This window comes from Paenibacillus sp. S25, from assembly GCF_019454085.1.
In the GTDB taxonomy this organism is placed as follows: Bacteria; Bacillota; Bacilli; order Paenibacillales; family Paenibacillaceae; genus Paenibacillus; species Paenibacillus polymyxa_B.
Map to the genome: position 1 here is coordinate 857,501 of NZ_CP073683.1, position 26,459 is coordinate 883,959.

24 protein-coding genes, 2 rRNA genes and 1 riboswitch (1 of these 27 cut by a window edge) are annotated in these 26,459 nt (G+C 48.5%); of the genes, 20 read left to right on the forward strand and 6 right to left on the reverse strand.

The window, feature by feature from the left end:
* From KAI37_RS03825 to KAI37_RS03845, 5 genes are all read left to right on the forward strand, one after another.
* Positions 1-2,050 (forward strand): 23S ribosomal RNA (locus tag KAI37_RS03825); it begins 881 nt to the left of the window's first position.
* 146 nt (positions 2,051-2,196) lie between these two features.
* Positions 2,197-2,313: ribosomal RNA gene (rrf, locus tag KAI37_RS03830) — 5S ribosomal RNA — on the forward strand.
* A gap of 214 nt (positions 2,314-2,527) precedes the next feature.
* On the forward strand, positions 2,528-3,520 hold the full coding sequence (locus KAI37_RS03835) for a ketoacyl-ACP synthase III (RefSeq protein WP_220030750.1): 993 nt from the start codon (positions 2,528-2,530) through the stop codon (positions 3,518-3,520).
* A gap of 129 nt (positions 3,521-3,649) precedes the next feature.
* On the forward strand, positions 3,650-5,785 hold the full coding sequence (locus tag KAI37_RS03840) for a DNA topoisomerase III (protein WP_220030751.1): 2,136 nt from the start codon (positions 3,650-3,652) through the stop codon (positions 5,783-5,785).
* Between the two features lie 98 nt (positions 5,786-5,883).
* Positions 5,884-6,021: a hypothetical protein gene (locus tag KAI37_RS03845; protein ID WP_023987042.1), complete on the forward strand. Its 138-nt coding sequence runs from the start codon at positions 5,884-5,886 to the stop codon at positions 6,019-6,021.
* 183 nt (positions 6,022-6,204) lie between these two features.
* Here the strand turns inward: KAI37_RS03845 and KAI37_RS03850 are convergent, their stop codons facing one another.
* A complete protein-coding gene (locus tag KAI37_RS03850) occupies positions 6,205-7,371 on the reverse strand; it encodes a type II asparaginase (protein WP_220030752.1) in 1,167 nt (388 codons plus the stop codon).
* 350 nt (positions 7,372-7,721) lie between these two features.
* Complete coding sequence (locus tag KAI37_RS03855) at positions 7,722-7,850, reverse strand: DUF4023 family protein (protein WP_023987044.1); 129 nt, start codon at positions 7,848-7,850, stop codon at positions 7,722-7,724.
* A 192-nt stretch (positions 7,851-8,042) separates the two neighbouring features.
* On the opposite strand from KAI37_RS03855, the gene KAI37_RS03860 reads away from it, so the two are divergent.
* The 5 genes from KAI37_RS03860 to purB all read left to right on the forward strand — a co-directional run bounded on the left by KAI37_RS03860 (position 8,043) and on the right by purB (position 12,448).
* Complete coding sequence (locus tag KAI37_RS03860; RefSeq protein WP_025719814.1) at positions 8,043-8,306, forward strand: DUF1294 domain-containing protein; 264 nt, start codon at positions 8,043-8,045, stop codon at positions 8,304-8,306.
* 148 nt (positions 8,307-8,454) lie between these two features.
* Positions 8,455-8,889, forward strand: coding sequence for a universal stress protein (locus KAI37_RS03865; RefSeq protein ID WP_071639558.1), 435 nt, complete (start codon positions 8,455-8,457; stop codon positions 8,887-8,889).
* Positions 8,890-9,239: 350 nt separating this feature from the next.
* Positions 9,240-9,341, forward strand: a riboswitch (purine riboswitch).
* 148 nt (positions 9,342-9,489) lie between these two features.
* Positions 9,490-9,975 carry a 5-(carboxyamino)imidazole ribonucleotide mutase gene (gene purE / locus KAI37_RS03870; protein WP_220030753.1) on the forward strand — a complete coding sequence of 162 codons (486 nt, stop codon included), beginning with the start codon at positions 9,490-9,492 and terminating at the stop codon, positions 9,973-9,975.
* Positions 9,972-11,147, forward strand: a complete 1,176-nt coding sequence (gene purK, locus KAI37_RS03875; protein ID WP_220030754.1) for a 5-(carboxyamino)imidazole ribonucleotide synthase — start codon at positions 9,972-9,974, stop codon at positions 11,145-11,147. The genes purE and purK overlap by 4 nt, the downstream gene beginning before the upstream one ends.
* Before the next feature lie 2 nt (positions 11,148-11,149).
* Positions 11,150-12,448 carry an adenylosuccinate lyase gene (purB, locus tag KAI37_RS03880; protein ID WP_013308794.1) on the forward strand — a complete coding sequence of 433 codons (1,299 nt, stop codon included), beginning with the start codon at positions 11,150-11,152 and terminating at the stop codon, positions 12,446-12,448.
* A 64-nt stretch (positions 12,449-12,512) separates the two neighbouring features.
* Here purB and KAI37_RS03885 read toward each other — a convergent pair whose 3' ends face one another.
* A complete protein-coding gene (locus KAI37_RS03885; protein WP_220030755.1) occupies positions 12,513-12,947 on the reverse strand; it encodes a hypothetical protein in 435 nt (144 codons plus the stop codon).
* A 9-nt stretch (positions 12,948-12,956) separates the two neighbouring features.
* Positions 12,957-13,127, reverse strand: coding sequence for a hypothetical protein (locus KAI37_RS03890; protein WP_158659088.1), 171 nt, complete (start codon positions 13,125-13,127; stop codon positions 12,957-12,959).
* A 167-nt stretch (positions 13,128-13,294) separates the two neighbouring features.
* On the opposite strand from KAI37_RS03890, the gene KAI37_RS03895 reads away from it, so the two are divergent.
* Genes KAI37_RS03895 through purF form a run of 5 tightly spaced genes read left to right on the forward strand, consistent with a single transcriptional unit; the run spans position 13,295 to position 18,861 of the window.
* Positions 13,295-14,176 (forward strand): phosphoribosylaminoimidazolesuccinocarboxamide synthase, encoded by an 882-nt coding sequence (locus KAI37_RS03895; RefSeq protein ID WP_025719826.1) that lies wholly within the window; start codon positions 13,295-13,297, stop codon positions 14,174-14,176.
* A gap of 58 nt (positions 14,177-14,234) precedes the next feature.
* Positions 14,235-14,480, forward strand: a complete 246-nt coding sequence (purS, locus tag KAI37_RS03900) for a phosphoribosylformylglycinamidine synthase subunit PurS (protein ID WP_013308797.1) — start codon at positions 14,235-14,237, stop codon at positions 14,478-14,480.
* A 4-nt stretch (positions 14,481-14,484) separates the two neighbouring features.
* Positions 14,485-15,174 (forward strand): phosphoribosylformylglycinamidine synthase subunit PurQ, encoded by a 690-nt coding sequence (gene purQ, locus KAI37_RS03905; protein WP_013308798.1) that lies wholly within the window; start codon positions 14,485-14,487, stop codon positions 15,172-15,174.
* Complete coding sequence (purL, locus tag KAI37_RS03910) at positions 15,152-17,395, forward strand: phosphoribosylformylglycinamidine synthase subunit PurL (RefSeq protein ID WP_023987051.1); 2,244 nt, start codon at positions 15,152-15,154, stop codon at positions 17,393-17,395. The genes purQ and purL overlap by 23 nt, the downstream gene beginning before the upstream one ends.
* Positions 17,380-18,861: an amidophosphoribosyltransferase gene (gene purF, locus KAI37_RS03915; protein WP_023987052.1), complete on the forward strand. Its 1,482-nt coding sequence runs from the start codon at positions 17,380-17,382 to the stop codon at positions 18,859-18,861. The genes purL and purF overlap by 16 nt, the downstream gene beginning before the upstream one ends.
* Positions 18,862-19,303: 442 nt before the next feature.
* On the opposite strand, the gene KAI37_RS03920 is transcribed toward purF, so the two are convergent.
* Positions 19,304-19,525 carry a hypothetical protein gene (locus KAI37_RS03920; protein WP_220030756.1) on the reverse strand — a complete coding sequence of 74 codons (222 nt, stop codon included), beginning with the start codon at positions 19,523-19,525 and terminating at the stop codon, positions 19,304-19,306.
* 59 nt (positions 19,526-19,584) lie between these two features.
* On the opposite strand from KAI37_RS03920, the gene purM reads away from it, so the two are divergent.
* From purM to KAI37_RS03945, 5 genes are all read left to right on the forward strand, one after another.
* Positions 19,585-20,625, forward strand: coding sequence for a phosphoribosylformylglycinamidine cyclo-ligase (gene purM / locus KAI37_RS03925; protein WP_220030757.1), 1,041 nt, complete (start codon positions 19,585-19,587; stop codon positions 20,623-20,625).
* Positions 20,625-21,239: a phosphoribosylglycinamide formyltransferase gene (gene purN, locus KAI37_RS03930; RefSeq protein WP_220030758.1), complete on the forward strand. Its 615-nt coding sequence runs from the start codon at positions 20,625-20,627 to the stop codon at positions 21,237-21,239. The genes purM and purN overlap by 1 nt, the downstream gene beginning before the upstream one ends.
* 131 nt (positions 21,240-21,370) lie before the next feature.
* Positions 21,371-22,918: a bifunctional phosphoribosylaminoimidazolecarboxamide formyltransferase/IMP cyclohydrolase gene (purH, locus tag KAI37_RS03935; RefSeq protein WP_220030759.1), complete on the forward strand. Its 1,548-nt coding sequence runs from the start codon at positions 21,371-21,373 to the stop codon at positions 22,916-22,918.
* A 70-nt stretch (positions 22,919-22,988) separates the two neighbouring features.
* The gene (gene purD, locus KAI37_RS03940) at positions 22,989-24,254 is read left to right on the forward strand and encodes a phosphoribosylamine--glycine ligase (RefSeq protein WP_071639565.1); all 1,266 of its coding nucleotides are present in this window, start codon (positions 22,989-22,991) and stop codon (positions 24,252-24,254) included.
* Positions 24,255-24,689: 435 nt separating this feature from the next.
* Positions 24,690-25,145 (forward strand): DinB family protein, encoded by a 456-nt coding sequence (locus KAI37_RS03945; protein ID WP_220030760.1) that lies wholly within the window; start codon positions 24,690-24,692, stop codon positions 25,143-25,145.
* Between the two features lie 725 nt (positions 25,146-25,870).
* Here the strand turns inward: KAI37_RS03945 and KAI37_RS03950 are convergent.
* Complete coding sequence (locus KAI37_RS03950) at positions 25,871-26,449, reverse strand: hydrolase (RefSeq protein ID WP_029515795.1); 579 nt, start codon at positions 26,447-26,449, stop codon at positions 25,871-25,873.
* Between the last annotated feature and the right edge of the window lie 10 nt (positions 26,450-26,459).

Here is a 26,459-nt window from a genome sequence, read left to right on the forward strand (position 1 = left end):
GCTAGCCTCGGAAAGAAGAATCGTGGAGGTAGAGCACTGATTGGGTGCGGGGCCCGCAAGGGTTACCAAGCTCAGTCAAACTCCGAATGCCATAGATTTAGTTCCGGGAGTCAGACAGTGAGTGCTAAGATCCATTGTCGAAAGGGAAACAGCCCAGACCATCAGCTAAGGTCCCCAAGTGTGTGTTAAGTGGGAAAGGATGTGGAGTTGCACAGACAACCAGGATGTTGGCTTAGAAGCAGCCACCATTGAAAGAGTGCGTAATAGCTCACTGGTCGAGTGACTCTGCGCCGAAAATGTAACGGGGCTAAACACACCACCGAAGCTATGGCTTGATGCTTATGCATCAGGGGTAGGGGAGCGTTGAATGCGGGTTGAAGGTGTACCGTAAGGAGCGCTGGACTGCATTCAAGTGAGAATGCCGGTATGAGTAACGAAAAGATCTGTGAGAATCAGATCCGCCGAAAGCCTAAGGGTTCCTGAGGAAGGTTCGTCCGCTCAGGGTAAGTCGGGACCTAAGGCGAGGCCGATAGGCGTAGTCGAAGGACAACAGGTCGAAATTCCTGTACCACCGTAATCCGTTATGAGCGATGGGGTGACGCAGTAGGGTAGTGACGCGGACTGATGGATGTCCGTCTAAGCAGTGAGGCTGGTGTGTAGGCAAATCCGCACATCGTTAAGGCTGGGCTGTGATGGGGAGCGAAAATTGTAGTAGCGAAGGTCATGATCTCAGACTGCCAAGAAAAGCCTCTAGCCAGGAGAAGGTGCCCGTACCGCAAACCGACACAGGTAGGCGAGAAGAGAATTCTAAGGCGCGCGGAAGAACTCTCGTTAAGGAACTCGGCAAAATGACCCCGTAACTTCGGGAGAAGGGGTGCCTCGGTAGGGTGAATAGCCCGAGGGGGCCGCAGTGAAAAGGCCCAAGCGACTGTTTAGCAAAAACACAGGTCTGTGCGAAGCCGCAAGGCGAAGTATACGGGCTGACGCCTGCCCGGTGCTGGAAGGTTAAGGGGAGTGGTAAGCCCTTCGGGGCGAAGCTATGAACCGAAGCCCCAGTAAACGGCGGCCGTAACTATAACGGTCCTAAGGTAGCGAAATTCCTTGTCAGGTAAATTCTGACCCGCACGAATGGCGTAACGACTTGGGCGCTGTCTCAACGAGAGATCCGGTGAAATTTTAATACCTGTGAAGATGCAGGTTACCCGCGACAAGACGGAAAGACCCCATGGAGCTTTACTGCAGCTTGATATTGAATTTGGGTACGATCTGTACAGGATAGGTGGGAGCCGTTGAACTTTGAGCGCCAGCTTGAAGGGAGGCATCCTTGGGATACCACCCTGATCGTATCTAGGTTCTAACTTGGTACCGTAATCCGGTGCGAGGACAGTGTCAGGTGGGCAGTTTGACTGGGGCGGTCGCCTCCTAAAGAGTAACGGAGGCGCCCCAAGGTTCCCTCAGAATGGTTGGAAATCATTCGAAGAGTGCAAAGGCAGAAGGGAGCTTGACTGCGAGACCTACAAGTCGAGCAGGGACGAAAGTCGGGCTTAGTGATCCGGTGGTACCGCATGGAAGGGCCATCGCTCAACGGATAAAAGCTACCCTGGGGATAACAGGCTTATCTCCCCCAAGAGTCCACATCGACGGGGAGGTTTGGCACCTCGATGTCGGCTCATCGCATCCTGGGGCTGAAGTAGGTCCCAAGGGTTGGGCTGTTCGCCCATTAAAGCGGTACGCGAGCTGGGTTCAGAACGTCGTGAGACAGTTCGGTCCCTATCTGTCGTGGGCGTAGGAAATTTGAGAGGAGCTGTCCTTAGTACGAGAGGACCGGGATGGACGTACCGCTGGTGTACCAGTTGTTCCGCCAGGAGCACCGCTGGGTAGCTATGTACGGAAGGGATAAGCGCTGAAAGCATCTAAGCGTGAAGCCCCCCTCAAGATGAGATTTCCCAATTAGTAAGACCCCTTGAAGACGACGAGGTAGATAGGTTGGGGGTGGAAGTGCAGTAATGCATGGAGCTGACCAATACTAATCGGTCGAGGGCTTATCCTAAGAATAAAACGCAAATGAGTTTCGGATCCAGTTTTCAGGGTGTAAGTTTTGTATTGTATAAGCTCAAGTAGCTTATATGAAGCAAGAGAACACACAGCATTTGGCGATGCTGATTCCTGAAAAAGAATTTACGATGTAAATTCACGTTTGGTGGCGATAGCGGAGGGGTTCCACACGTACCCATCCCGAACACGACCGTTAAGCCCTCCAGCGCCAATGGTACTTGGACCGCAGGGTCCTGGGAGAGTAGGACGTCGCCAAGCAACAAACAAAAGAGACCATGATCTTCAGAAGATCATGGTCTCTTTTTTGCGTTAAAAGGCAGAGGGATTTTATTTAAAGCGAGTTTGTTATAAGTTCAACTGGATAAGTGGATATTAACTAGTAAATAAGAAGACGTTTTTAAAATAATTTAGTACCAGGTATTAGTATCTGGTGTTATAATATGAATAAGGATTACAAAGGAGAGTGATCAGATTGTTGAATTCAAAAGCTAAGCTTACGGCCTTTGGCACTTATGTGCCTGAGCGCATTTTGACAAACGCCGACTTGGAGAAACTTGTGGACACTAGTGACGAGTGGATTATACAAAGAACGGGTATGCGTGAAAGACGAATTGCGGCTGAAGATCAATATGTATCTGATTTATGTATACAAGCTATTACACGTATGATTAACCTGTATGACGTAAATATAAACGATGTTGAGATGATCATTGTAGCGACTAGTACACCTGATTACTACTTTCCAAGCACCGCTTCACGTATTCAGGCTCATTTTAATATTCCGAACACGGGGTCAATGGATATTAGTACAGCATGTGCAGGTTTTTCCTATGGACTTCATTTGGCAAATGGCCTTATTACGAGTGGTCTGCATCGTAAGGTTCTAGTAGTGGGAGCCGAAACGTTATCCAAAATTACAGATTATACGGATCGGACGACGTGTATACTTTTTGGAGATGGTGCAGGAGTTGCACTTGTTGAATATGACGAGGATGAAGGTTCATTTTTAACTTCAGATATAGGTACTTATGGGCATGGGGGAGCACATCTTTACCGTGTGGGATTGTCTGATCATTTGGATGGAGAGAAGCTGCAAGACCATGGATTTATTGCTCAAAATGGACGTGAGGTTTATAAATGGGCTGTTCGCTCTGTTCCAACGGGAATCGAACGATTATTGGATAAGGCAAATATGAAGAAGGAGGATCTTGACTGGTTTGTCCCTCATAGCGCTAATTTGAGAATGATCGAGTCCATATGTGAAAGAAGTACAGTACCTTTGGAAAAAACGCTGACCAGCGTAGAGTTGTATGGTAATACATCGGCGGCATCCATCCCGTTGGCTTTGCAGTGTGGTTTGGATGATGGACGTTTACGATATGGACAACATGTGTTGTTATATGGATTTGGGGGAGGCCTCACCTATGCGGGTCTGCTATTAAAATGGAGTGTGCCTGATTTGTAAGTTATCCTAACCGATGTAGAAGCAATAGCAATAGTATGTAGCATCATGTTAATAAGAGCCGTTGGCATTAGAATTTATCGTAAGATGGCAGGATGGTATAATTAACACTATGAGAGAAAGGAGCGTAACATGAAGGTATTGGTATTGGCAGAAAAACCGTCCGTGGCCAGAGAGATTGCACGTGTGATGGGGAGCCGCGAGAAGCATAAAAGTTATATAGAAGGCCCCCAGTACGTGGTGACGTGGGCACTGGGACATTTGGTCGGCTTAGCAGAGCCGGAGGATTACGATTCTAAGTATGCGACCTGGAATTTGGAGGACCTGCCTATTCTTCCGAAGAGTTCAAAGTTAAAGGTGCTGCGCGAAAGTAATCACCAGTTCAAAGCTGTGCAGCAGCTCATGAAGCGGCAGGACATTGGAGAGCTTATCGTGGCAACAGATGCTGCTCGTGAAGGAGAATTGTTGGCACGCTGGATCATCCAAATGGCAAACTGGAAAAAGCCCTTCCGGCGCTTATGGATATCCTCGCAGACGGACAAGGCGATTAAGGCAGGTTTCGCAAAGCTATTGCCTGGTCAGCAGTTTGATCGTTTATATGAATCGGCTCGCTGTAGAGCTGAAGCAGACTGGATGATTGGTCTCAATGTAACTCGCGCGTTGACTTGTCGTTATAACGCCCAACTTTCGGCTGGAAGAGTGCAGACACCAACGCTGGGGATGATTATGGAGCGTGAGAAAGAAATTACCGAATTCCGTTCTCAGGAATATGATACTTTGACGGCGGATTTCGGCGATTTTCAGGCAACTTGGCGGGCAGAGAGCGGGGATTCACGCATGTTTGACCGCACTCAAGCAGAGGCTTTGCGCCGCAGGCTTGAGGGGGCCAAAGGCACAGTTGCGAGTGTTAAAAAGAGCGAAAAGAACGAGCCTCACCCGTTAGCGTATGACTTAACGGAGCTGCAAAGAGATGCTAATCAGCGCTATGGCTTTTCGGCTAAACAGACGTCTAATCTGCTTCAGCGTCTGTATGAACAGCATAAGCTGGTGACCTATCCACGTACGGACAGCCGTTATCTGACATCCGATATGGTGGACACACTTAAGGAAAGGCTCAGTAGTGTAGCAGTAGGTCCATATGCTTCCTTGGCACGTCCGCTTTTGCGTAACAACCTACCAATCACAAAGCGAATTGTGGATGACAGTAAAGTCACGGATCATCATGCGATTATTCCTACTGAGCAGACATTATTGCTTAATCAGTTGAGCCCGGAGGAACGTAAACTGTATGATCTGATTGCACGACGTTTTATCAGTCTATTCTATCCGCCTGCACGTTATGATGCTGTAGCCGTATCAGTAACGGTGGAGCAGGAGACGTTTCAGGTAAAAGGCGCAACGGTAAAAGATAGCGGATGGCGTGCTGTATATGACGCGAACCATTATGATATGGATGATGAAGAAGCAGAGGATCGGGAAAACAATGGACGAGGCGTTATTTTACCTGAGCTGCAAAAAGGAGATTCAGTCCGATTACAGCGTTGTCTTGTACGAGCTGGGCGAACGATGCCGCCGAAGCGGTATACAGAAGCAGCCCTGCTCGCTCAGATGGAAAAGCATGGACTGGGTACTCCTGCTACCCGTGCAGATCTGATCGAGAAGCTTGTCAGCTCGGATACGATTGAGCGTCAGGGGAACGTGATGCATCCCACGGGGAAAGGTAAACAACTGATTGAACTGGCAGCTCCACAGCTTCGAACGCCCGAACTGACGGCACGTTGGGAAGCGGAGCTGGAACGGATTGCTCGTGGTCAAGGACAACCGGAACCGTTTTTGAATTCTATTCGTGCTATGGCGAAAGAGTTGGTTTCCACTGTAAAAAATAGCAGTGCGGAGTACAAGCCCCACAACGTGACGAATAGTCATTGTCCTGATTGTGGTACAAAGCTGTTGGAGAAGAAGGGCAAGAAAGGAAAGTTCCTTGTATGTCCAAGTGCAGATTGCGGTTACCGTCGTTCAGGGGAAAAACGTTTGTCCAATCGACGTTGTCCGCAGTGTCATAAGAAAATGGAAATGAAAGAGGGCAAGGCAGGGCTATATGTAAGATGCCTGCCCTGCGGCATTACTGAGACGTTGGATACGGACAAGCAACGGGTAAACAAACGGGAACAGCAAAAGCTAGTAAGACAATTTGAAAAACAGGAATCTTTTGGCTCCAGTTTGGGTGATTTGCTAAAAGCAGCGATGGAACAAAAGCAGGGCAAATAACGGATGATCAAAAGTGCTGTAGTCAACATAATCAGCAGGTATACGTCGGTATAAAAACGATCACTCCTTGGCATGGTAATCCGAGGAGGTGAGTATTTATGCCAAAGCATAAGTCGCTTAAAATCAATAATCAGCAAAATAAATCAAGTATTCTGGAGGAAGAAATCGCTCCTCATCCAGAGAAGCAAGCGAAATATCCTCCAAGCTTGAATGGGATTCCCAAACAGCAGTCTTGATGCTACATGGGAGGAACAACGAATTACTGTTTAAGACCAAGACGATTGGATATCAGATGAAATAGTTACTAAGCTAGAATTGTCTCGCAAAAAAAAGAAGCAGCAGTTACGGTGGTCAACCGTAATCGCTGCTTCTTTTTCATAATAAAGATGATCTATTTATTTGATTTGGGATGACTGCTTTTAGTATTCATTAAAAAAGGATTGAATTTGGTTAACATCGTGTGTTTGGGTCAAAGCAAGCATGAGCAAAATCCGTGCTTTTTGCGGATTAAGCGAATCGGTCGACACAAAGTTCGATGCCGCGTCTTTTGTTGACGGGGACACAACTCCACTTCCCACGCGGCTGGAGCGGGCAATGATCACTCCTTTTTTACCTGCGGTCTCTGCGCCCTCTGAGGAGGTCTTGGACAAGGAACCATTACCGGAACCAGCTACGACAATACCCTTGGCACCAGCTGCTACGGCTGCATCATATAGATAGCGACCATTGTTTTGATACTCGTATAAAATATCTACTTGCGGCAGTTGAGTCAGGTTAGAGATGTCGAATACAGAAGAAGTCGTATGCTTGTGCGTGGATTTGTTGTAGTAGTACACTTGGTCACCCACAACAGCTCCAAGGTATCCCTGCTCTACAGACTTGAACGTATCGACTGCTGTTGTGTTCGTTTTGGTGATGTATCTTGCTGCACCGATACGGTCGTTCAGCAGGACGAGTACACCCTGACCTTTAGAGGCCGAAGCCCCGGCGACTTTCACTGCATTATACAGGTTGAAGGGACCATCAGCACTGATGGCAGTAGCTGGGCGCATAGAGCCAACGACAACTACTGGCTTATCGCTTTTGATAACAAGATTGAGGAAATAAGCGGTTTCTTCTAATGTATCTGTGCCATGTGTAATGACAATGCCGTCTACATCGTCTCTGGCAAGCAATTCATTGGTACGTTTGGCAAGTTTTAAGAGGATTTCATTATTAACGTCGGGGCTACCTACATTAACAACTTGCTCACCACTGACATTTGCAATACTTTTCATCTCAGGAACGGCATTGATCAGAGTTTCCACACCTAACGCGCCTGCTTTGTAGCCGGTCGTATCAGTATTGACGGAAGATGATCCTGCAATAGTCCCTCCCGTGGCAAGTATTTTAATATTGGGTAAATGATTGGTTTGAGGATTTTCGGATTTGTCCGACGTAGTAGTGGTAGAAGCAGGTGCAGTTGTGCGGGTTGTAGCTGCTGCCGCAGCCGCAGCGTTGGCGGTAAATCCACCACTCCATAAGGTACTACCGAGAATAAAGCTAGCCAACAGGGGAATCATCGTCATTTTTTTCATGTTAGTCATATAAAGCTCCTCTCCAATCTTAAACCTCAAATATTAATGATAGATTAACTGACAAATATTTTGTCGAATTACGTTAATATCACGAATTATAGGGTGTAAAATTGTTTTTAGTCAACACTTATGTTAGATAATATGACTTTAGAACTTATTTATTACAAATGTAATCGATTTCAGAAAAATATTTGCAAAACAAAACAACAAGCAGATATCTCATAAGGAGTCTGCTTGTTGTTATTGTGGAAGCTAAACAACGGAGTTTACCTTGTACTCAATTCTCAGGAAAAGCTGCAAGGTTAAGTTGATACTATACGTTAATAACGTGGCTATACAGCTTAGTACAGATTCCTTGATCAAGGATTGTTGGTATGCTGTTTTGTCGGCAAGCTGGCGCTGGGAGTTCCTTTTCCTCGTTTGCGGTTGCGTTCTGCCTTTTTTGCATTTTCTCGCAGCTTTTCAACGTATTCATGGGTGCTTTCCATCGCAGTTCCTCCTTTAAGACAAAATAGATGCACTCGGGGATCGCCCTTATGCCACCTTACTATTTCCGCAAAAGCACTATCCAAGTCAGGGGAGGCGTTGTTTCTGTAAAAGGGGTGGGGTTATAATGAGGGGGAGAGCGCTATATAAGGCCTAATCCTGAACTTGGTAGGTGTGCAAAAGGAGGAGAGACATTGCAGACAGGCTTGTTGGTATGGCTGCTGTTTATCAATGCAGTAGGCTATCTGGTAATGTCGGAAGATAAAAAGAGAGCACGTAAACATCGCGATCGTGTACCTGAACGGACGTTGTTTTTCCTGGCCCTGATCGGGGGAGCATTAGGCGTGCTAATTGCCATGTACCGTAAACGCCATAAAACACGGCATATGAGCTTCAGATTAGGTATTCCTGCGTTGCTATTCATGAATGCATTGCTGTATGGGTATTTTTTACGGTAAAGGGGAGGAGTTTAGATTCTCATAGGGAAGTTTAATGATGAGTGAGAAGACTACTCCAGCCATCCAGTGATGACATGGCATGAACAACAACAGGAATACATATTTTAGGCTTTGAATCAACAAACTGAATCAGGAAGAGGTGCGTATTATGCTATTTTCAAAAATATTGCTTGCTTATGACGGTTCGGATGCATCCAACAAGGCTTTGTTGAAGGCGGCTGAATTGGTCAAGGCATCTCCGTCCTCGCAGCTTGAGGTGGTAACAGCATTTGATTTTCCACGGATTTTTATGGGCGAAGGTTTGGCTCCAATTCCAGCTTCGGTGAATAAAGAATATTACGATTTGGCCGAACAAACTACGGATGAAGTTAGAAAGCGGCTTGCTGAGCAAGGCGTAGATGCCAAGGTGGAGCTCATTCAAGGTTCGCCAGCCGAAGTCATTTTGGATTATGCCAATGAGAATGGCTTTGATGTAATTGTGATCGGTAGCCGCGGTTTAGGTGGTATCCGTGAATTCGTATTGGGCAGTGTAAGCCACAATGTGGTGCAGCATGCGCGTATTCCTGTGCTGGTCGTAAAATAACTGAATAAAAAAGTAAAAGTCGGTTTACTGCCTGTATAGGGAGTGCCGACTTTTATTTTTGTCAGTGAAATGCGGTGCGCTCGCTGTTATCAGGATAGGTGAGAGATAGCTAAATGTAATACAATAGTCCTGACCTATGGGTATATAAGGGTGTTGATTTTGTTAAACACGAACATTCTATTGTATGATTATTATAATGTTCGTTTTCAAGTTGACATAAGGTGTAGGGAATTGTTAAACTAGGAAGTGTATTGTCGATAAAAAATGAACTTTAGGTACAATTTAATAAGGTACACATGTTTGAGCCGAAACTGACCACGATCATACTTGTAAAGAATATCGTTGGGTATGGAATAGGCACAATGCTAACTCGTATAATGCCGGGGATATGGCCCGGAAGTTTCTACCTGGAAACCTTAAATTTCCGGACTACGGGAGACATACGGCTGAAGCCGCATTGGATGCGGTGGAAGAGGCTTGCTTTTGGCATGCCTTTAAGAGGCTCTGTCGTTTGTTTTTTCGTAGTCCGGTGTCTTGAAAATAACGTTATTTTCGAGTGCCGGATTTTTGGCGCTTATTGATAAACAGGGAGTGAAGGACATGTCAGTGCAGGTCGCTGTCATTATGGGCAGCACATCAGACTGGGACACCATGCAGCATGCATGTGCTGTGCTGGACGAGCTTGAAATCGGATATGAGAAAAAAGTAGTTTCAGCCCATCGTACACCGGATTTAATGTTTCGTTTTGCAGAAGAGGCCGCCGGGCGTGGACTAAAGGTCATTATTGCTGGAGCGGGTGGGGCTGCGCATCTGCCAGGGATGGTGGCTGCGAAGACATCCTTGCCGGTCATTGGTGTGCCTGTTCAGTCGAAGGCTCTGAACGGTCTGGACTCCCTGCTCTCCATTGTGCAGATGCCGGGTGGTATTCCGGTTGCCACTGTGGCAATCGGTAAGGCAGGTGCTACGAATGCAGGGCTGCTGGCAGCACAAATATTAGGCGCTTTTGACGAAAAGATAAGCCAGCGGGTTTTGGCGAGACGCGGCCGTATCCGTGATGAGGTACTGGAAGGTAGTGACTCGCTATGAATGGGGCATGTGAACCCACAGGCCGTATCCGCCCTCCTGGTACAACGATTGGACTTTTGGGAGGCGGGCAATTAGGAAGAATGCTTGTACTGGCGGGAACCAATCTAGGATATCGCTTTGTGACACTGGACCCTACACCGGATAGCCCATGTGGACAGGTGTCAGAACAAATCCGCGCTGCCTATGATGATGAGCATGCAGCCAGAGAGCTGGCTGAGCGGTGCGATGTGATCACGTATGAGTTTGAAAATGTGGACGCAGGTGTGGCTGCACTTTTGGAACAGGAATCCAGCGTTCCGCAAGGCAGCAGTCTTTTGTACACAACACAGCATCGTCTGAGAGAGAAGCGTTCTATTGAAGCTGCTGGTGTCCCTGTCGCTCCGTATCGTGAAATCAGTAGTCTTGCGGATATGGTTCAAGCGGTAGCTGAACTGGGTGTACCGTGTGTGCTCAAGACAGCAGTCGGTGGTTATGATGGCAAGGGACAAGTGGTCATTCGCCAACCGGAGGAAGCCACGGTTGCCTACGAACAATTGGCAGGAGGCGGTGCGGAACTGGTATTGGAACAGTTCATCCGTTTTCGCTGCGAAATCTCGGTGATTGTAGCTCGCAGCACGAACGGTGAAGCCAAAGCCTTTCCACCTGCCGAAAACATTCACGTGAACAATATTTTGCACACGTCGATTGTGCCTGCGCGTGTGCCAGAACCTGTCCAGGAGGAAGCACGAAAGTTAGCGCTGGCTGTGGCAGAGTCGCTGAGTGCGGTGGGACTGCTTGCTGTGGAGATGTTTGTCACCGAAGACGGACAATTGTACGTTAATGAGTTGGCACCACGACCGCATAATTCCGGTCATTACACGATGGAGGGATGCGCGACGTCGCAATTCGAGCAGCACATACGTGCGATTTGCGGTTTACCCTTGGGCAGCACGAAGCTGCTGACTTCAGTCGTGATGGTCAATGTGCTAGGTGAGCATTTGGAGGACGTGGTTCGGCGGTTTGCGCAATCGGATGTCGAAGCTGATAGATTGGATGTTGTACCCAAGCTGCATTTGTATGGAAAAAGTGAAGCCAAGCCAGGCCGAAAGATGGGACATATTAATCTATTGTGCCAGGATGCGGAACAAGCGCTGGAATGGATTGAACAAACCAATATTTGGGGGAATAAATAGTCATGATCGAACGCTATAGCAGACCGGAAATGAGAGCGATTTGGACGGAAGAAAATAAATTTAAAGCGTGGCTGGAAGTAGAGCTGTGTGCCTGTGAAGCTTGGGCGGAATTAGGAGTTATTCCTAAAGAGGATACTGTGGCTCTGCGTAAGAATGCAAGTTTTGATATTGAACGGATCTATGAAATTGAGCAGGAGACAAGACATGATGTCATTGCTTTTACCCGCACGGTGTCCGAAAGTCTTGGAGACGAGCGCAAATGGGTACATTATGGTTTGACCTCTACAGACGTAGTTGATACGGCACTGGGCTACCTGTTAAAGCAGGCAAATGAAATTCTGGAACGTGATATCTTGAATTTTATTGAAATTTTGAAGGAAAAGGCATTGGCTTACAAGCATACACCGATGATGGGGCGCACACACGGAGTACATGCTGAGCCAACAACGTTTGGACTGAAGATGGGATTGTGGTACGAGGAAATGAAGCGCAATCTGGAACGCTTTCGTTTTGCGGCTGACCAAGTACAATACGGTAAAATGTCCGGTGCAGTGGGAACATATGCCAACATTGACCCGGCTGTAGAAGAATTTGTATGCCGCAAGCTGGGCACCAAGCCTGCACCGATTTCTACACAGACGCTACAGCGCGACCGTCATGCCGAATACATGGCAACATTAGCGTTGATCGCCACATCGTTGGACAAATTTGCTACAGAAGTCCGTGCTCTGCAAAAGAGTGAGTTCCGTGAGGTGGAAGAAGCCTTTGCCAAGGGTCAAAAAGGATCTTCCGCGATGCCGCATAAACGCAATCCGATCGGAAGTGAAAATATCTCCGGTCTGGCACGCGTGATTCGTGGGCATATGGTATCGGCGTATGAGAACGTAACCCTGTGGCATGAACGCGACATTTCGCATTCTTCCGTAGAACGCATCATTCTGCCGGATGCAACGATGCTGTTGAACTACATGCTGAACCGTTTTGGTAATATCGTAAAAAATCTGACGGTCTTCCCTGAAAATATGAAGCGCAATATGGCCCGTACGTACGGCGTACCGTTCTCCGGTCGTATTATGACGAAGCTGATCGACAAAGGCTTTAGTCGTGAAAAAGCTTACGATACTGTGCAGCCGCGTGCTATGCAGGCGTGGGAAGAGCAACGCCAATTCCGTGAAATCGTCGAGGCGACCCCGGAAATTACTGCCGTGCTCAGCGCAGACGAAATCGAGGACGCGTTCAACCCAGCCTGGCATCTGAAGAACGTGGATACGATCTTCAAAAAGCTGGGATTAGGGGAGTAGGAGGGAAGGTTGGTTGGTGCTTGGGAGGGTATGAAGAGCGTGATGAGGCCGCTGCGCGAACGGATCATTCTTCCGATTGCTGTTGCCCCTGGATTCCTGGATTGGAATAAACCTGTAAAGGTTGGTATCCAGAGGCAAAGGCAAGCGCTAACGCTTCTCCAGAAGGATTCCGTCCGCTCCGCTGCTTCCAGCACCAACCTTCGTGAGGGAGCAGAACTAGGGAAGGTGCGGCACATAAGATACCGCACCACCCCGAAGAACGATAGAAAAGCGTGTTCCACTGCTTTTCTATCGCAAAGCAACGTGCTCGTGCGGGCTGCCGAATTTGCGTAGCAAACAGCCTGCGGTCCTCACGAGAACGCGCAGGCTCAAGAAGCGAAGCCTTGAGCCACCCGAAGGTGCGCAGCGTAGGCATATGCGCACAACAGGCGAAGCCTTCACGCTCGGCCGCATGACGTGCCGAGCTGTGGCCACGGGCCGAGGGCAGGCGACTTGTCATGCTGCCAAGTCAGCTACGGCCCCGGGCCGGAATGGTCTGCGGCATGCACAGAGCCGCAGCACCCGTAAGCTGCATATAAAATTGCAGCTTAGAGCTTTTCAACGCCATTACGATGTCATACTCGTAAAAACGTCGCTTTTCACCAACGTAAAAGCGTTGCTGGATGAGGGCTTGTGCCACAAGCCTTCATCCAGCGAAACGCGCTTGCCAGCACTACAGCTCCAACAACTCGTCATCCCCTGCTCACCAGCCAACCCTTGCGGGAGTCCCGAGGGCAGCAGCCCTGGGGGTCCTCCCCGAGGGGAGGATTTAGGAGGGGCAAACTTCTTTGAAAGAGGTGTAATGAAATGTCATTGTCTACTGCCGAAGGTCTGATCCATGCGCCGCTCTTGTACAAAGGCAAGGTGCGTGAACTGTATGATCTCGGAGAGCATTTTCTGATTGTCGTGACGGACCGAATTTCGGCTTTTGATTATGTGCTAGAGCCACCCGTGCCCGAAAAGGGGAATGTGCTGAATAAACTCAGCGCTTTCTGGTTTGAGCAGACGAAAGACTTGTTGGAAAACCATGTCGTGCACACCGATGTGAACAAGCTCGGGCATGTGATCGACGAACAGAATAAAGAGTTGCTGAAGGACCGTATCATGGTCACGCTGAAGGCTGAACGCATCGACATTGAGTGTGTGGTGCGCGGATATATTACCGGAGGCGGCTGGCGTCAGTATGAGCAGAACGGTGAGGTGAACGGCATTCCATTGCCAGAGGGGCTGCGCAAAAATGAGCGCTTTCCCAAGCCTTTATTTACACCGGCTGCAAAAAATGATGTTGGACACGACGAGGACATTTCCCTTCACCAAATGAAAGAACTGGTCGGGGTTGAACTAACAGGTGAGCTTGAGGAAAAGAGCTTGGCGTTGTACGAATTTGCACGTGCTTTCTGCGAGAAGCGGGGGATTATTTTAGCCGATTGCAAGTTTGAGTTTGGTCTTGTTAACGGTAAGGTGATTTTGATTGACGAAATTTTCACTCCAGATTCATCCCGTTTTTGGGCGCAGGAAAAGTATGAGCTGGATGTTGAGATTGACAGCATGGACAAGGAGCCGGTACGAAGCTATTTGGCATCATCCGGTTGGGACAAGAATAGCAAGCCCGATCCGTTGCCTGCTGAGGTCGTAGAAGAAACAACTGCAAGATATACGGATATTTGGCGGCGTCTGACGGCACAGTAAATAGTAATCATAATTCAACCAATAGGATTCACTCATTCGGAGGAGGAACTGAAGGAACATGATGAAAGCAACAGTCTATGTCACGATTAAGCAAAGCGTTTTGGACCCGCAGGGGGTTGCGGTGCAAGGCGCACTGCATTCTATGGGTTTTGGAGAAGTGGACAGCGTCAGAATTGGTAAGTATATGGAATTGAATCTGGATACAACAGACCGCGAGAGTGCTGAAAAGCGCATCATTGAGATGTGCGAAAAGCTGTTGGCCAACACGGTCATTGAAGACTACCGCTACGAACTGGAGGGCTGATTCCATGAAATTTGCAGTTCTGGTTTTTCCGGGCTCCAACTGTGATATTGACTGCTATAAGGCGGTAGAGGACACGGTCGGTGAACCTGTCGATTATGTTTGGCATACTGCGACGGATCTGTCGCCTTATGATTGTATTCTTGTTCCAGGAGGCTTCTCCTACGGGGATTACCTGCGTTGCGGCGCGATTTCCCGGTTTGCTCCGGTGATGAAGGAAGTTGCCAAAGCGGCTGCCGAGGGCAAATATATTTTGGGGATTTGCAACGGTTTTCAAATTCTGACCGAAGCTGGGCTGCTGCCAGGGGCTTTACGCCGTAATCTGTCGATGAAATTCCTATGCCGGGATACGGTGTTGCAGGTTGCGAATAACCAAACACCTTTTACAAAAGATTACGCTGCTGGTGAAGAGATCGTCATTCCGATCGCCCACGGCGAAGGCAACTATTACTGTGATGATGAGACGCTGGCTCGTTTGCAGGCGAACAATCAGATTGTATTTAAGTATAAAGATAATCCTAATGGTTCCGTTACGGATATTGCAGGGATTTGTAATGAACAAGGTAATGTGCTGGGCATGATGCCCCACCCGGAACGCGCGGTGGACGCATTGCTCGGGACGGATGACGGCAAACGTATGTTTACATCTATTTTGAACGCTTGGAGGGATCGACATGGCGCAGCAAGTGTCCGCTAAGGAACCGACGGCAGAGCAGGTTGCCGAACATAAACTGTATCAGCAGATGGGTGTATCGGACAGTGAATATGCGTTGATCTGTGAATTCATGGGACGTCAGCCGAATTATACGGAGATTGGCGTATTTAGTGTCATGTGGTCAGAGCATTGTGCTTACAAAAACTCCAAGCCGTTGCTGCGTCGTTTTCCAACGAGCGGCCCGCGAGTTCTGATGGGGCCCGGCGAGGGCGCAGGCATTGTAGATATCGGTGACAACCAAGCGGTTGTATTTAAAATCGAAAGCCATAACCATCCGTCGGCTGTGGAGCCTTTTCAAGGGGCGGCGACTGGGGTAGGCGGTATTATCCGTGATATTTTCTCCATGGGTGCAAGACCCGTTGCGGTGTTGAACTCTCTGCGTTTTGGCAAGCTGGAAAGCGACCGTGTGAAATATTTGTTCGAGCATGTGGTATCTGGTATTGCGGGATACGGGAACTGTATCGGTATTCCGACTGTAGGTGGCGAGGTTGTATTTGATGAAAGCTACGAAGGCAATCCGCTCGTTAATGCAATGTGTGTCGGACTGATTGACCATGATAAAATTCAGCGTGGTGTTGCTAAAGGGGTCGGTAACCCGGTGTTCTATGTGGGCCCACCGACAGGTCGTGATGGGATTCACGGAGCGACATTCGCATCGGTTGAGCTGACAGAGGAATCTGAAGCGAACCGGACTGCGGTTCAAGTAGGCGATCCTTTTATGGAGAAGCTGGTTATGGAATCATGTCTGGAGCTGATCGACAGCGGTATTGTGCTGGGTATTCAGGATATGGGTGCCGCGGGACTTACCTGCTCCAGTGCGGAGATGGCGAGTAAGGCTGGCAACGGTCTGGAGCTGTATCTGGATCAGGTACCGCAGCGTGAAGAGGGCATGACACCTTATGAAATGATGCTGTCCGAATCACAGGAACGGATGCTGTTCGTAGTCGAGCCTAAGGATGAAGCACAGGCGCTGGAAATTTTCGAGCGCTGGGGTGTTATTTGTGCCAAGGTCGGTAAAGTGACAGATGACGGTCGTTTGCGTTTGTTCCATCACAATGAAGTGGTCGGAGATATGCCAGTGACGGCGCTGGTTGACGAGTGTCCGATTTATGACAAGCCTTCCGAAGTCCCTGCTTATTATGAGCAAAATGCTGCGATTGACACACTTCGTTACGCTGAAGTGACGGATTTGAACGGTGCGCTGAAAAAGGTGCTGTCTTCACCAAGTGTAGCCAGTAAAAAATGGGTATACGAGCAGTATGACTACATGGTTCGCACGAGTACAGCCGTTCGTCCGGGATCGGATGCAGCTGTTGTGACTGTGCGTGGAACTCGTAAGGGGCTCGCCATGACGACAGATTGTAACGGACGTTATGTATACCTTGATCCAGAGGTAGGCGGACGGATTGCAGTCAGCGAAGCAGCGCGTAACATTGTATGCTCCGGCGGCGAGCCGTTGGCGATTACGGATAACCTGAACTTCGGTAACCCTGAAAAGCCGGATATTTTCTGGCAAATGGAAAAAGCCGTGGACGGTATGGCAGAAGCTTGCCGTGTACTGGATACACCTGTTATCGGGGGCAATGTCAGCTTGTACAATGAAAATGCCAAAGGCTCCATCTATCCGACGCCTGTTGTCGGTATGGTAGGACTGGTTCATGATACAGACCATATTACGACACAAGGCTTCAAAGCCGAAGGTGATGTAATTTTCCTAGTGGGGGAAACGAAGGCCGAGCTGGGAGGCAGTGAGTTCCAAGCTGTCGTACACGGTGTATCCGAGGGACGCCCGCCTGAGCTGGATTTGAACGTAGAGAAAAAACTGCTGACTGCGGTACTGGGAGCGATTCAGACCGGATTGGTACAATCTGCGCATGATTTGGCAGAGGGCGGATTGGCTGTAGCGCTTGCAGAATCCGGGATTAGCGGCGGATTGGGAGCACAGGTCAACGTAGAAACGAGCTTGCGTCCTGACCATGCATTGTTTAGCGAAACCCAATCCCGTATTTTGTTATCTGCATCGCCGGATAAAGCGTCTGCTCTGGAAGCACATCTGCGTGGTTTGGAAGTGCCAGTTACCGTATTAGGAAAAGTTGAAGGATCACAATTGACAGTTGAGGTGAACGGACAACCCGCTTTAAACGAGGCAGTCGCCAGTTTGAAGCAAATCTGGGAGGATGTCATTCCATGTCTGATGAAATAACAGCACGGACGTTGTGGACTGGAGATTATTATAATGAAGGCTCTGGTAAAGAGGGGCTGTTTGATAAATTAAAAGAGGAATGCGGCGTGTTTGGAGTATACAGACACTCCGATGCCGCTTCCCTAGCATATTACGGATTGCATGCACTCCAGCATCGCGGGGAGGAAAGTGCGGGCATCTGTGTGAGCAGTGGCGACGAGTTCCATTATCATCGTGGAATGGGGCTTGTAAAAGAAGTATTCAATAAAGATTTGATGGCTTCGCTGACAGGCGATATTGCCATAGGACATGTGCGCTACTCGACAAGTGGAGACAGTAAGCTAACGAATGCACAGCCTTTGGTGTTTAAGTATCGTGATGGGGATCTAGCGGTAGCGACGAACGGAAATATCGTGAATGCTTTGCAAATCCGGCATGAGCTGGAGCAGGGTGGGTCTATTTTTCAAACGACCAGCGATACAGAAGTAGTGGCGCATTTGATCGCACGATCGTCCAAGGATTTGGTGGAGGCCGCGAAAGATGCATTGAAGCGTATTGTCGGCGGATTTGCTTTTCTTATTATGACCAACGATAAACTGCTGGTCGCTTCTGATCCCAATGGCTTGCGTCCGTTGACGATGGGCAGATTAGGTGATGCATATTTGTTTGCTTCCGAAACCTGTGCTTTGGAAACGATTGGAGCAGAGCTGTTGCGCGATATCGAGCCGGGTGAACTGTTGGTGTTGGACAAAAATGGTCTGCACGAAGACCGTTACAGTGAAGGCAAGCATCGTAAAGCACTGTGCGCGATGGAATATATTTATTTTGCCCGTCCTGACAGTGATTTGAATGGTTCTAATCTTCATGCTGCACGCAAAAGAATGGGGAGCCAGATGGCGCTGGAAGCTTTTGTCGATGCGGATCTGGTGACGGGAGTGCCGGATTCCAGTATTTCGGCTGCGATTGGTTATGCAGAGCAGACAGGTATTCCTTATGAGCTGGGTATGATTAAAAATAAATACACTGGACGTACCTTCATTCAGCCGAGTCAGGAGCTACGCGAGCAGGGTGTGAAAATGAAGCTGAGCGCTGTACGCCGTGTTGTTGAAGGTAAACGAGTCATTATGATCGACGACTCTATCGTACGGGGCACCACGTCCCGTCGAATCGTGAATATGCTGCGGGATGCGGGCGCGTTGGAAGTACATGTACGTATTACCTCACCACCTTTCAAAAACCCGTGCTTCTATGGCATCGACACGCCAGATCGTCGGGAACTGATCGCTTCATCCAAAACCGTCGAGGAAATTCGTGAGGAAATTAACGCCGATTCGCTTTACTTTATGAGCGCCGAGGGTTTGATTGCCGCTGTAGGCGGATATAACGAACAGGATTACAAAGGCGGCTTGTGCCTAGCCTGTTTCGATAATGATTACCCGACTCAGGTAGATTTCAAAGGTGAAGAAAAGTTCGGATGTAGTTGTTGAGAAAAGGGAACAAAAGAGGCACAGTGGTGCATGGCAGGAATGGGGATGGCGGTTTTGACGGGGCCACTCCGCGTGTGGAAGGTTCCTACGATCGCTGTTGCCGCTGGATTCTTGGATTGGAATAACCCTTACAGGGTTAGAATCCAGCGGCAAAGGCGAACGCTTCGCTTCTCCAGAATCCTTCCACCCGCTGCGTTCCTCAGGTGTGCAGCATTTTGCAGCAGTGCCTGTACCTCTTTTGTTCCCACGGGGAAGAGGATAGGTAAGGCAGTTAAAAACTCATGGCATAACTATTTCATGCCATGAGTTTTTAAAGGAGCGGTGACTCATAAAAAGTCACCCTGCTCTTATAAGGTTGAGCCAGCGAAGCGAAGCTCGACACCAGGCAGAGCGAAGCTGCCTGAAAGGGCAAATAAGTAAGCCGCTTGTTGGCGCCGCTCACTTATTTGCCCGGCACGTCCCCGCCTTTGCGAAGCAAACAGGCAGGGACGTGCCCGCCGCCACTGAATAGGCGGCCACGCACTAAAGCGTGTCCTTTGTATTTGTGGGCTATGCCCACAAATACAAAGGACAACACGCGACTCACAGCACGAACCACCACCAAGCAGCACCCAACCTTACACATCTGACCGACTCTTGAGGGGTCCAGGGGGAGCAGCCCCATGGAATCCTCCCTTTTAGGGAGGACTTAGGAGGGTCAATCATTTGAAGGAGTGTTCATGAATGTCCGAAGCATACAAAAACGCAGGGGTAGATATCGCTGCCGGTAATGAAGCAGTAGAACGGATGAAAAAGCACGTTAAACGTACCTTCCGTCCCGAAGTGCTGACGGACTTGGGCGGATTCGGTGCATTGTTCGGCCTGAATAAGGATAAGTACGAGGAGCCTGTACTCGTTTCCGGTACCGATGGTGTCGGCACGAAGCTGAAGCTTGCTTTCGCAATGGATCGTCATGACACCATTGGTATTGACGCGGTTGCGATGTGTGTAAACGACATTGTCGTCGGGGGCGCGGAGCCACTCTTTTTTCTGGATTACCTCGCTTGTGACAAGGTTGTGCCCGAGAAAATTGAAGCTATAGTCGCTGGAATCGCAGAGGGTTGCCATCAATCGGGCTGTGCGCTGGTCGGCGGTGAAACCGCAGAAATGCCAGGGATGTACAGCGAGGGTGAATATGATATTGCCGGATTCACGGTAGGGATTGTAGATAAAAGCAAAATCATCAACGGTAGCTCCATTGCTCCCGGAGATACCGTTATTGGACTGGCCTCCAGTGGAGTTCACAGTAACGGCTTCTCACTCGTTCGCAAACTGTTATTAGAACAGCAGGGCTATGATTTGCATGATGAAATCGAAGGCTTGAACGGCAAACTGGGCGATGTACTGCTGGAGCCAACGAAAATTTACGTGAAATCCGTTTTGGCATTGCTGGACAAGGTAAAAGTAAAAGGCATGGCGCATATCACAGGTGGCGGTTTTATTGAAAATATCCCTAGAGTGTTACCGGATCACGTCAATGTGGATATAGAATACGGCACTTGGCCGATTTTGCCAATCTTCCAGCTCATGCAGGAAAAAGGCGCAATCTCCAACAAAGACATGTTCACAACCTTTAATATGGGAATTGGAATGGTAATCGTTATAAGCGAAGAACATGCACAGACTGCACTCGAAGTTCTGAAGGAACAGGGCGAAGCCGCATATGTGATCGGAAAAGTAACGGAAGGCAGTTCTATCGTGACCTTTACGGGAGCCGAGGTGTAATGAACGAGTACCGGATTGCTGTTTTTGCATCAGGCGAGGGGACGAATTTTCAGTCATTGGTGGATGCGGCTGCACGAGGAGAACTGGGCGGCGCCTCGGTAGAACTGCTCATCTGCGACAAGCCTGCGGCTCCTGCCGTAGCTAGAGCACAGAAAGCTGGAATTGCGTGCCATACTTTTCGACCCACGGAATATCCTTCTCGAGAAGACTATGAGCGTGAACTGGTGACTTTACTGGAGCAGAAATCGATTGATCTCATCGTGTTAGCTGGCTACATGCGTTTGCTATCCAGCGTCATGGTCGATGCTTACGCAGGAAAAATCATTAATATTCATCCGTCACTACTTCCGGCATTTCCAGGGAAAGATGCTGTTGGACTGGCATTGACCTATGGGGTCAAGGTAAGTGGCGTCACCGTTCATTTTGTGGACGGGGGCATGGATACGGGTGCCATTATTGCCCAGCGTGTCGTGGAAGTTGACGACCATGATACAGCGGAATCTTTATCCGCAGCCATTCAATCCGTGGAACGTCAGCTATATCCAGAGGTAGTTGGAAAATTGGCCCAAGGCAAAATCCAATTAAATGGTCGCAAAGTGATTTCACTTCTCTAAGAATGATTGTAATTTGTCATATCATTGTCATATCAAGGATGCTGTACAGGCATTTTCCGATATTTCTCGGGAAATAAAATGATAAAAGAGAATTTTGCAAAATTTCTGAAAGAGCTAAAGGAGGAGACAGGGTGAGTATTAAAAGAGCGCTCGTCAGCGTATCGGATAAGCGGGGGATCGTGGAATTTTGCCGCGAGTTGTCCAAATTGGGTGTGGAGATCGTTTCGACAGGGGGAACGAGCAGCTTGTTGTCGAAGGAGGGAATTCCCGTCATCGGCATTTCAGAGGTAACGGGTTTTCCTGAAATTATGGATGGACGTGTTAAAACACTCCACCCTGCGGTACACAGCGGCTTGCTGGCTGTTCGGGATAATGAAGAGCATCAGCGTCAGATGAAAGAACTTGGATTGGGTTATATAGATCTGGTCGTTGTGAATCTGTATCCTTTTGCGGAAACGATAGCCAAACCCGGTGTAACTTATGAGGACGCGATTGAAAATATCGACATCGGCGGTCCAACGATGCTGCGTTCTGCGGCAAAAAATCATGCTTTTGTCAGTGTAGTAGTCGATGCTGATGACTATAGCACAGTGTTGGAGGAAATCCGTAAGGATGGCGATACGGAACTGAATACCCGCAAGCGTTTGGCCGCAAAAGTTTTCCGTCATACGGCGTCATACGACGCTTTGATATCCGATTATTTGTCGAATGTGACAGGTGAGCCGTTGCCTGAGCGATACACCGTAACCTATGAAAAAATTCAGGATTTACGTTATGGCGAAAATCCGCATCAGCAGGCGGCATTTTACCGTGAGCCATTGGCGGCAAAGGGTACACTGACAACAGCGAAGCAACTTCACGGCAAGGAGCTGTCTTACAATAACATCAATGATGCTAATGCCGCTTTGCAAATTGTCAAAGAATTCAGCGAACCTACAGTAGTAGCAGTTAAGCATATGAATCCTTGCGGTGTGGGAATTGGCGGCAGTATTTATGAAGCGTACAGCAAGGCGTATGCAGCTGATCCAACCTCGATTTTTGGCGGCATCGTAGCAGCTAACCGGATTATTGACGGTGATACAGCAAATAAGCTGAGCGAAATCTTTTTGGAAATTGTACTGGCACCGGGCTTTACGAAAGAAGCATTGGAGATTTTAACGAAAAAGAAAAATATTCGTTTGCTTGATCTGGGTGAGCTTTCCCGGTCTGAACAGGCAGAGAGCCGTTTCGTCGTGACTTCCATTGAAGGCGGCATGGTAGTTCAGCAAAATGATATTCACGCTGTAGACCCGGATGCACTTACAGTTGTAACGGAGCGGGCACCATCCGAGGAAGAACTGAAACAGCTTTTGTTTAGCTGGAAAGTGGTTAAGCATGTGAAATCCAACGCCATCGTACTGGCGGCAGATAATATGACCATTGGCGTAGGCGCAGGACAAATGAACCGTGTCGGTGCGGCCAAGATTGCTATCGAGCAGGCCGGTGACAAAGCAAAAGGTGCCGTACTGGCGTCCGATGCATTTTTCCCGATGGGGGATACGTTGGAGTTGGCAGCTAAAGCAGGCATCACAGCAGTTATTCAGCCGGGCGGCTCCATCAAAGACGAAGAGTCCATCAAGGTTGCTAACGAATACGGCATTGCCATGGTCTTTACGGGCGTACGTCATTTCAAGCACTAACTTGAATGAGTTGAGGATGCAGCAGTATTTTCACCTGAACAATCTTAATGGGAGCGGAGGAATCACCTGAATGGATATTTTGGTTGTCGGAGGGGGCGGCCGCGAACATGCAATTGTATGGGCGCTGAAGAAAAGCCCCAAGGCCGGACAAATCTATTGTGCGCCAGGCAATGCTGGTATCGGACAGTTAGCGGAGTGTGTGCCGATTCCGGTGAGTGACTTTGACGCGCTGACAGAGCTGGCGGAATCCAAAAAGGTAGGACTTGTCGTGGTTGGCCCCGATGATCCGCTGGCAGATGGCATTGTGGATGCATTTGAAGCGAAAGGCATTCCAGTATTCGGACCGCGTAAAAATGCAGCGGAAATTGAAGGCAGCAAAATCTTCATGAAGGATTTGCTGCACAAATATCATATTCCGACAGCAACCTATCGCAAGTTTTATACTTACGAGGAAGCACATGCATACTTGAAGGAGCAACCGATCCCAGTCGTCATCAAGGCAGACGGACTGGCGGCAGGCAAAGGGGTAACGGTCGCGTACTCGATGGAGGAAGCGGAAAAGGCTCTCTCCGATATTATGGTGACCAAGGTGTTTGGTGAAGCCGGGGCGCAGGTCGTGATCGAGGAATTTCTGGCTGGCCAGGAAATGTCGATTCTCTCCTTTGTCGACGGTGAAACGGTTCGTCCGATGGCTGCAGCGCAAGACCACAAGCCCATTTTTGATGGTGACAAAGGGCCGAATACAGGTGGCATGGGTACGTATTCTCCGTTGCCTCACATAGCCAATTCCATTATTGAGGAAGCTATTGAAACGATTATTAAGCCGACGGCCAAGGCTATGGTTGCTGAAGGGCGCCCGTTCCGAGGTGTATTATTTGCTGGATTGATGATTTCGCCGGACGGCAAGCCGAAGACTATTGAGTTTAATGCACGTTTCGGTGATCCGGAAACTCAAGTGGTTCTGCCTCGTTTAAAATCCGATCTGCTCGATATATTTCTCGCTGCTGTAAATGGCACGCTGGATCAGGTGGAGATTGAGTGGAAGGATGAAGCGGCGGTGTGCGTGGTGCTGGCATCCGGAGGTTATCCTGCAGCTTACGCCAAAGGCGTACCTATCCACGGATTGGAACAGGTAGACGAAGCCATTGTGTTCCATGCTGGAACAGGCATCAACGAACAGGGTGAGTGGGTAACGAACGGCGGACGTGTATTAGGTGTGGTCGGCTTGGGACGTGATATTGCCGGGGCACGGAACAAAGCTTACGAACAGGCGGATCGTATTACCTTTGAAGGTAAACAAAACCGTGCGGATATTGCGGCAAAAGCATTGCTGTAGTAGCGATATAAAGGATAAAGAGAACCTCTGAGGGGGTTCTCTTTTTGTTCAAAGAAAATAAAGTTGTAGACTGAGAAAATAAAGCGTTTTCTTAGTGCTTGGATTAAATAAAGGCTTCTTTAAAAGCACTACATGCTACCCGCGTATGTTCTTTAATTAATATTTGGCGCGGGAGCTTCCTTTTTTATTGAACTCCCATGAAAATTAAAGCATCTAAAAACCCGAAAAAGACAATAACAAAATAGACCTAGCCAAATGATTTTTTTTTAAAAGGCAGTGCCTGAGATGAGTTATGAAATTAAAGTATCAAAGATTTTTCAAGGCTGAACGTAAAAATGAGGCTGGTGTAAAGGTTGTTTTAGTTCATTCAAATGATTAAACTAACGGTTAATAGTAGGTTCAAGTAATCGATGAGACGAAGAGGGGGGAACCGAAATGAAGACGATCAAGTGCATGATGGACCACTTGTACTGGGCGGACGGACGCATCTTGGATGCGCTCGAGGAGAGTGAGACGAAGAACAAGGACCTTCTTAAGCTGGTTCGGCACGTCGCGGTCGCGGAACGAGTCTGGCTGTCCCGATTGCAGGGCAAGGGCAGCGCCCAATATTCGTTGTGGGAGGAAGCAGAAGACCTGACGGCGATCCGGACGATGTTCGAAGAAAATGCCGAGCAATATCGCGTCTATATCGAAGGACTTGAGGAATCCGAGTTGGACGAGATGATCGACTATGCGAATCAGAGCGGGGGTCCGTTCCAAACGTCCGTCCGGGACATCCTGTCACAGGTCCTCTTACATGGGCAATATCACCGGGGACAGATCAACCGGGCGCTTCGGATCGAATCGGCAGAGCCTGTCCAAGTCGATTACATCGCGTTCGCGAGGCTCTAACAGGGCCTAATAATCACCATTACTCGGAATGGGATTGGCATTGAACGACGGGTACGATAGCTCAACAAATTGCTTTTACCATATAAGAGCAAAATGATAATGTATATTAGCAGACGATGATGTTTTATAAGTGATAAGAACCTACACTGCCTTATTTAGGATCAAAGAGAGCCCATACCCTTATAAATTGGAAAATTCATTTGCTTCCAAATACGGTTATGGGCTTATTTACTTTTCATAAGCACTACACTACATTAGACTGCCGGTACTTGTTTAAGCTAACGGGCAGGATAGTTTAAAGCTTTCGATAAATCGTATGGCCTTACGAAAGACAATAAAAGCGCAGCTCATGATTGGAAAAGACCGTTTAAAAGAGCACCACCAATTCCACTGGCAATTATGCAAATTTATTAGCATTAGCGCTGCGCCACTAGGCGTACTCGTCCCATTGGGCACTGCGGAACTCATGCTGGTTGCTATATAAGAAGCGCGTGCCAATTGCGACGAGCCGTTCGCTCTATATCATTCAGCGGTTACTTTGTATATTTGGTGCAGCAGGTCGTATCCCATGCCGTCAGCCAATATGTGCACCCTGAGAACACATAATCGTCCTTTAAGTATGGCCAGATGAGATTCCTAGCAAACGCAAAGCGAGTTTCAAGCTGTGGCGTTCTTCGTGTATTCGGTCAAATAATACACGGGGAATGGGAAAGTCATTTTTTCAACTATAAACAGTTGCCTGAAAGGGCAGAGAGGATTTCCTGTGTTGTCCGGGTACGCCCGATGCGTGGAAAAATGAAATTTTTTACGTAATCATGCCCGGTTTCGGAAAATCCAGTCATAGCATCAATCGCCAAAATCAGCTGATACCCATGCATAAACGCTTCCCGCGCAGTCGTATCAACGCCCAACTCAGTAGCGATGCCGCATAAGACGATGGTATCAATTCCCCGGCGGCGCAACTGAAGGTCGAGCTCCGTTCCGTAAAAAGCCCCCCATTGCTTCTTCGTGATGATATGGTCTGTCTCGGTGACTCGCATTTCCGGGACGATTTGATCCCATCCTTCAGGCAGATTCAGGGGTGGTCCAGGCGAATCCAACTTAGGACGCGGGATATCCTTCAAATCTTTACTAGATACCCGGACCAGTGCAACCATTGAGCTTTGCTCACGGAAAGTATCTGCCAAGGCTGCGGCGTTAGACACTACCTGCTCAGCAGAATAAGGGGCGTATTGATTTCCTATCCACTTTTGCAAGTCAATAACAACCAACGCTGTTTTTTGTGGATCCCATAATCGTTCCATTCTGTATGTT

Coding starts and splice junctions, on each gene's coding strand:
- KAI37_RS03840 (WP_220030751.1), top strand. CDS start 3,650: ATGAAGGTATTGGTATTGGCAGAAAAACCGTCCGTGGCCAGAGAGATT.
- KAI37_RS03845 (WP_023987042.1), top strand. CDS start 5,884: ATGCCAAAGCATAAGTCGCTTAAAATCAATAATCAGCAAAATAAATCA.
- KAI37_RS03850 (WP_220030752.1), bottom strand. CDS start 7,371: ATGACTAACATGAAAAAAATGACGATGATTCCCCTGTTGGCTAGCTTT.
- KAI37_RS03855 (WP_023987044.1), bottom strand. CDS start 7,850: ATGGAAAGCACCCATGAATACGTTGAAAAGCTGCGAGAAAATGCAAAA.
- KAI37_RS03865 (WP_071639558.1), top strand. CDS start 8,455: ATGCTATTTTCAAAAATATTGCTTGCTTATGACGGTTCGGATGCATCC.
- purE (WP_220030753.1), top strand. CDS start 9,490: ATGTCAGTGCAGGTCGCTGTCATTATGGGCAGCACATCAGACTGGGAC.
- purK (WP_220030754.1), top strand. CDS start 9,972: ATGAATGGGGCATGTGAACCCACAGGCCGTATCCGCCCTCCTGGTACA.
- purB (WP_013308794.1), top strand. CDS start 11,150: ATGATCGAACGCTATAGCAGACCGGAAATGAGAGCGATTTGGACGGAA.
- KAI37_RS03885 (WP_220030755.1), bottom strand. CDS start 12,947: ATGACAAGTCGCCTGCCCTCGGCCCGTGGCCACAGCTCGGCACGTCAT.
- KAI37_RS03895 (WP_025719826.1), top strand. CDS start 13,295: ATGTCATTGTCTACTGCCGAAGGTCTGATCCATGCGCCGCTCTTGTAC.
- purS (WP_013308797.1), top strand. CDS start 14,235: ATGATGAAAGCAACAGTCTATGTCACGATTAAGCAAAGCGTTTTGGAC.
- purQ (WP_013308798.1), top strand. CDS start 14,485: ATGAAATTTGCAGTTCTGGTTTTTCCGGGCTCCAACTGTGATATTGAC.
- purL (WP_023987051.1), top strand. CDS start 15,152: ATGGCGCAGCAAGTGTCCGCTAAGGAACCGACGGCAGAGCAGGTTGCC.
- purF (WP_023987052.1), top strand. CDS start 17,380: ATGTCTGATGAAATAACAGCACGGACGTTGTGGACTGGAGATTATTAT.
- KAI37_RS03920 (WP_220030756.1), bottom strand. CDS start 19,525: ATGGGGCTGCTCCCCCTGGACCCCTCAAGAGTCGGTCAGATGTGTAAG.
- purM (WP_220030757.1), top strand. CDS start 19,585: ATGTCCGAAGCATACAAAAACGCAGGGGTAGATATCGCTGCCGGTAAT.
- purN (WP_220030758.1), top strand. CDS start 20,625: ATGAACGAGTACCGGATTGCTGTTTTTGCATCAGGCGAGGGGACGAAT.
- purD (WP_071639565.1), top strand. CDS start 22,989: ATGGATATTTTGGTTGTCGGAGGGGGCGGCCGCGAACATGCAATTGTA.
- KAI37_RS03945 (WP_220030760.1), top strand. CDS start 24,690: ATGAAGACGATCAAGTGCATGATGGACCACTTGTACTGGGCGGACGGA.
- KAI37_RS03950 (WP_029515795.1), bottom strand. CDS start 26,449: ATGGAACGATTATGGGATCCACAAAAAACAGCGTTGGTTGTTATTGAC.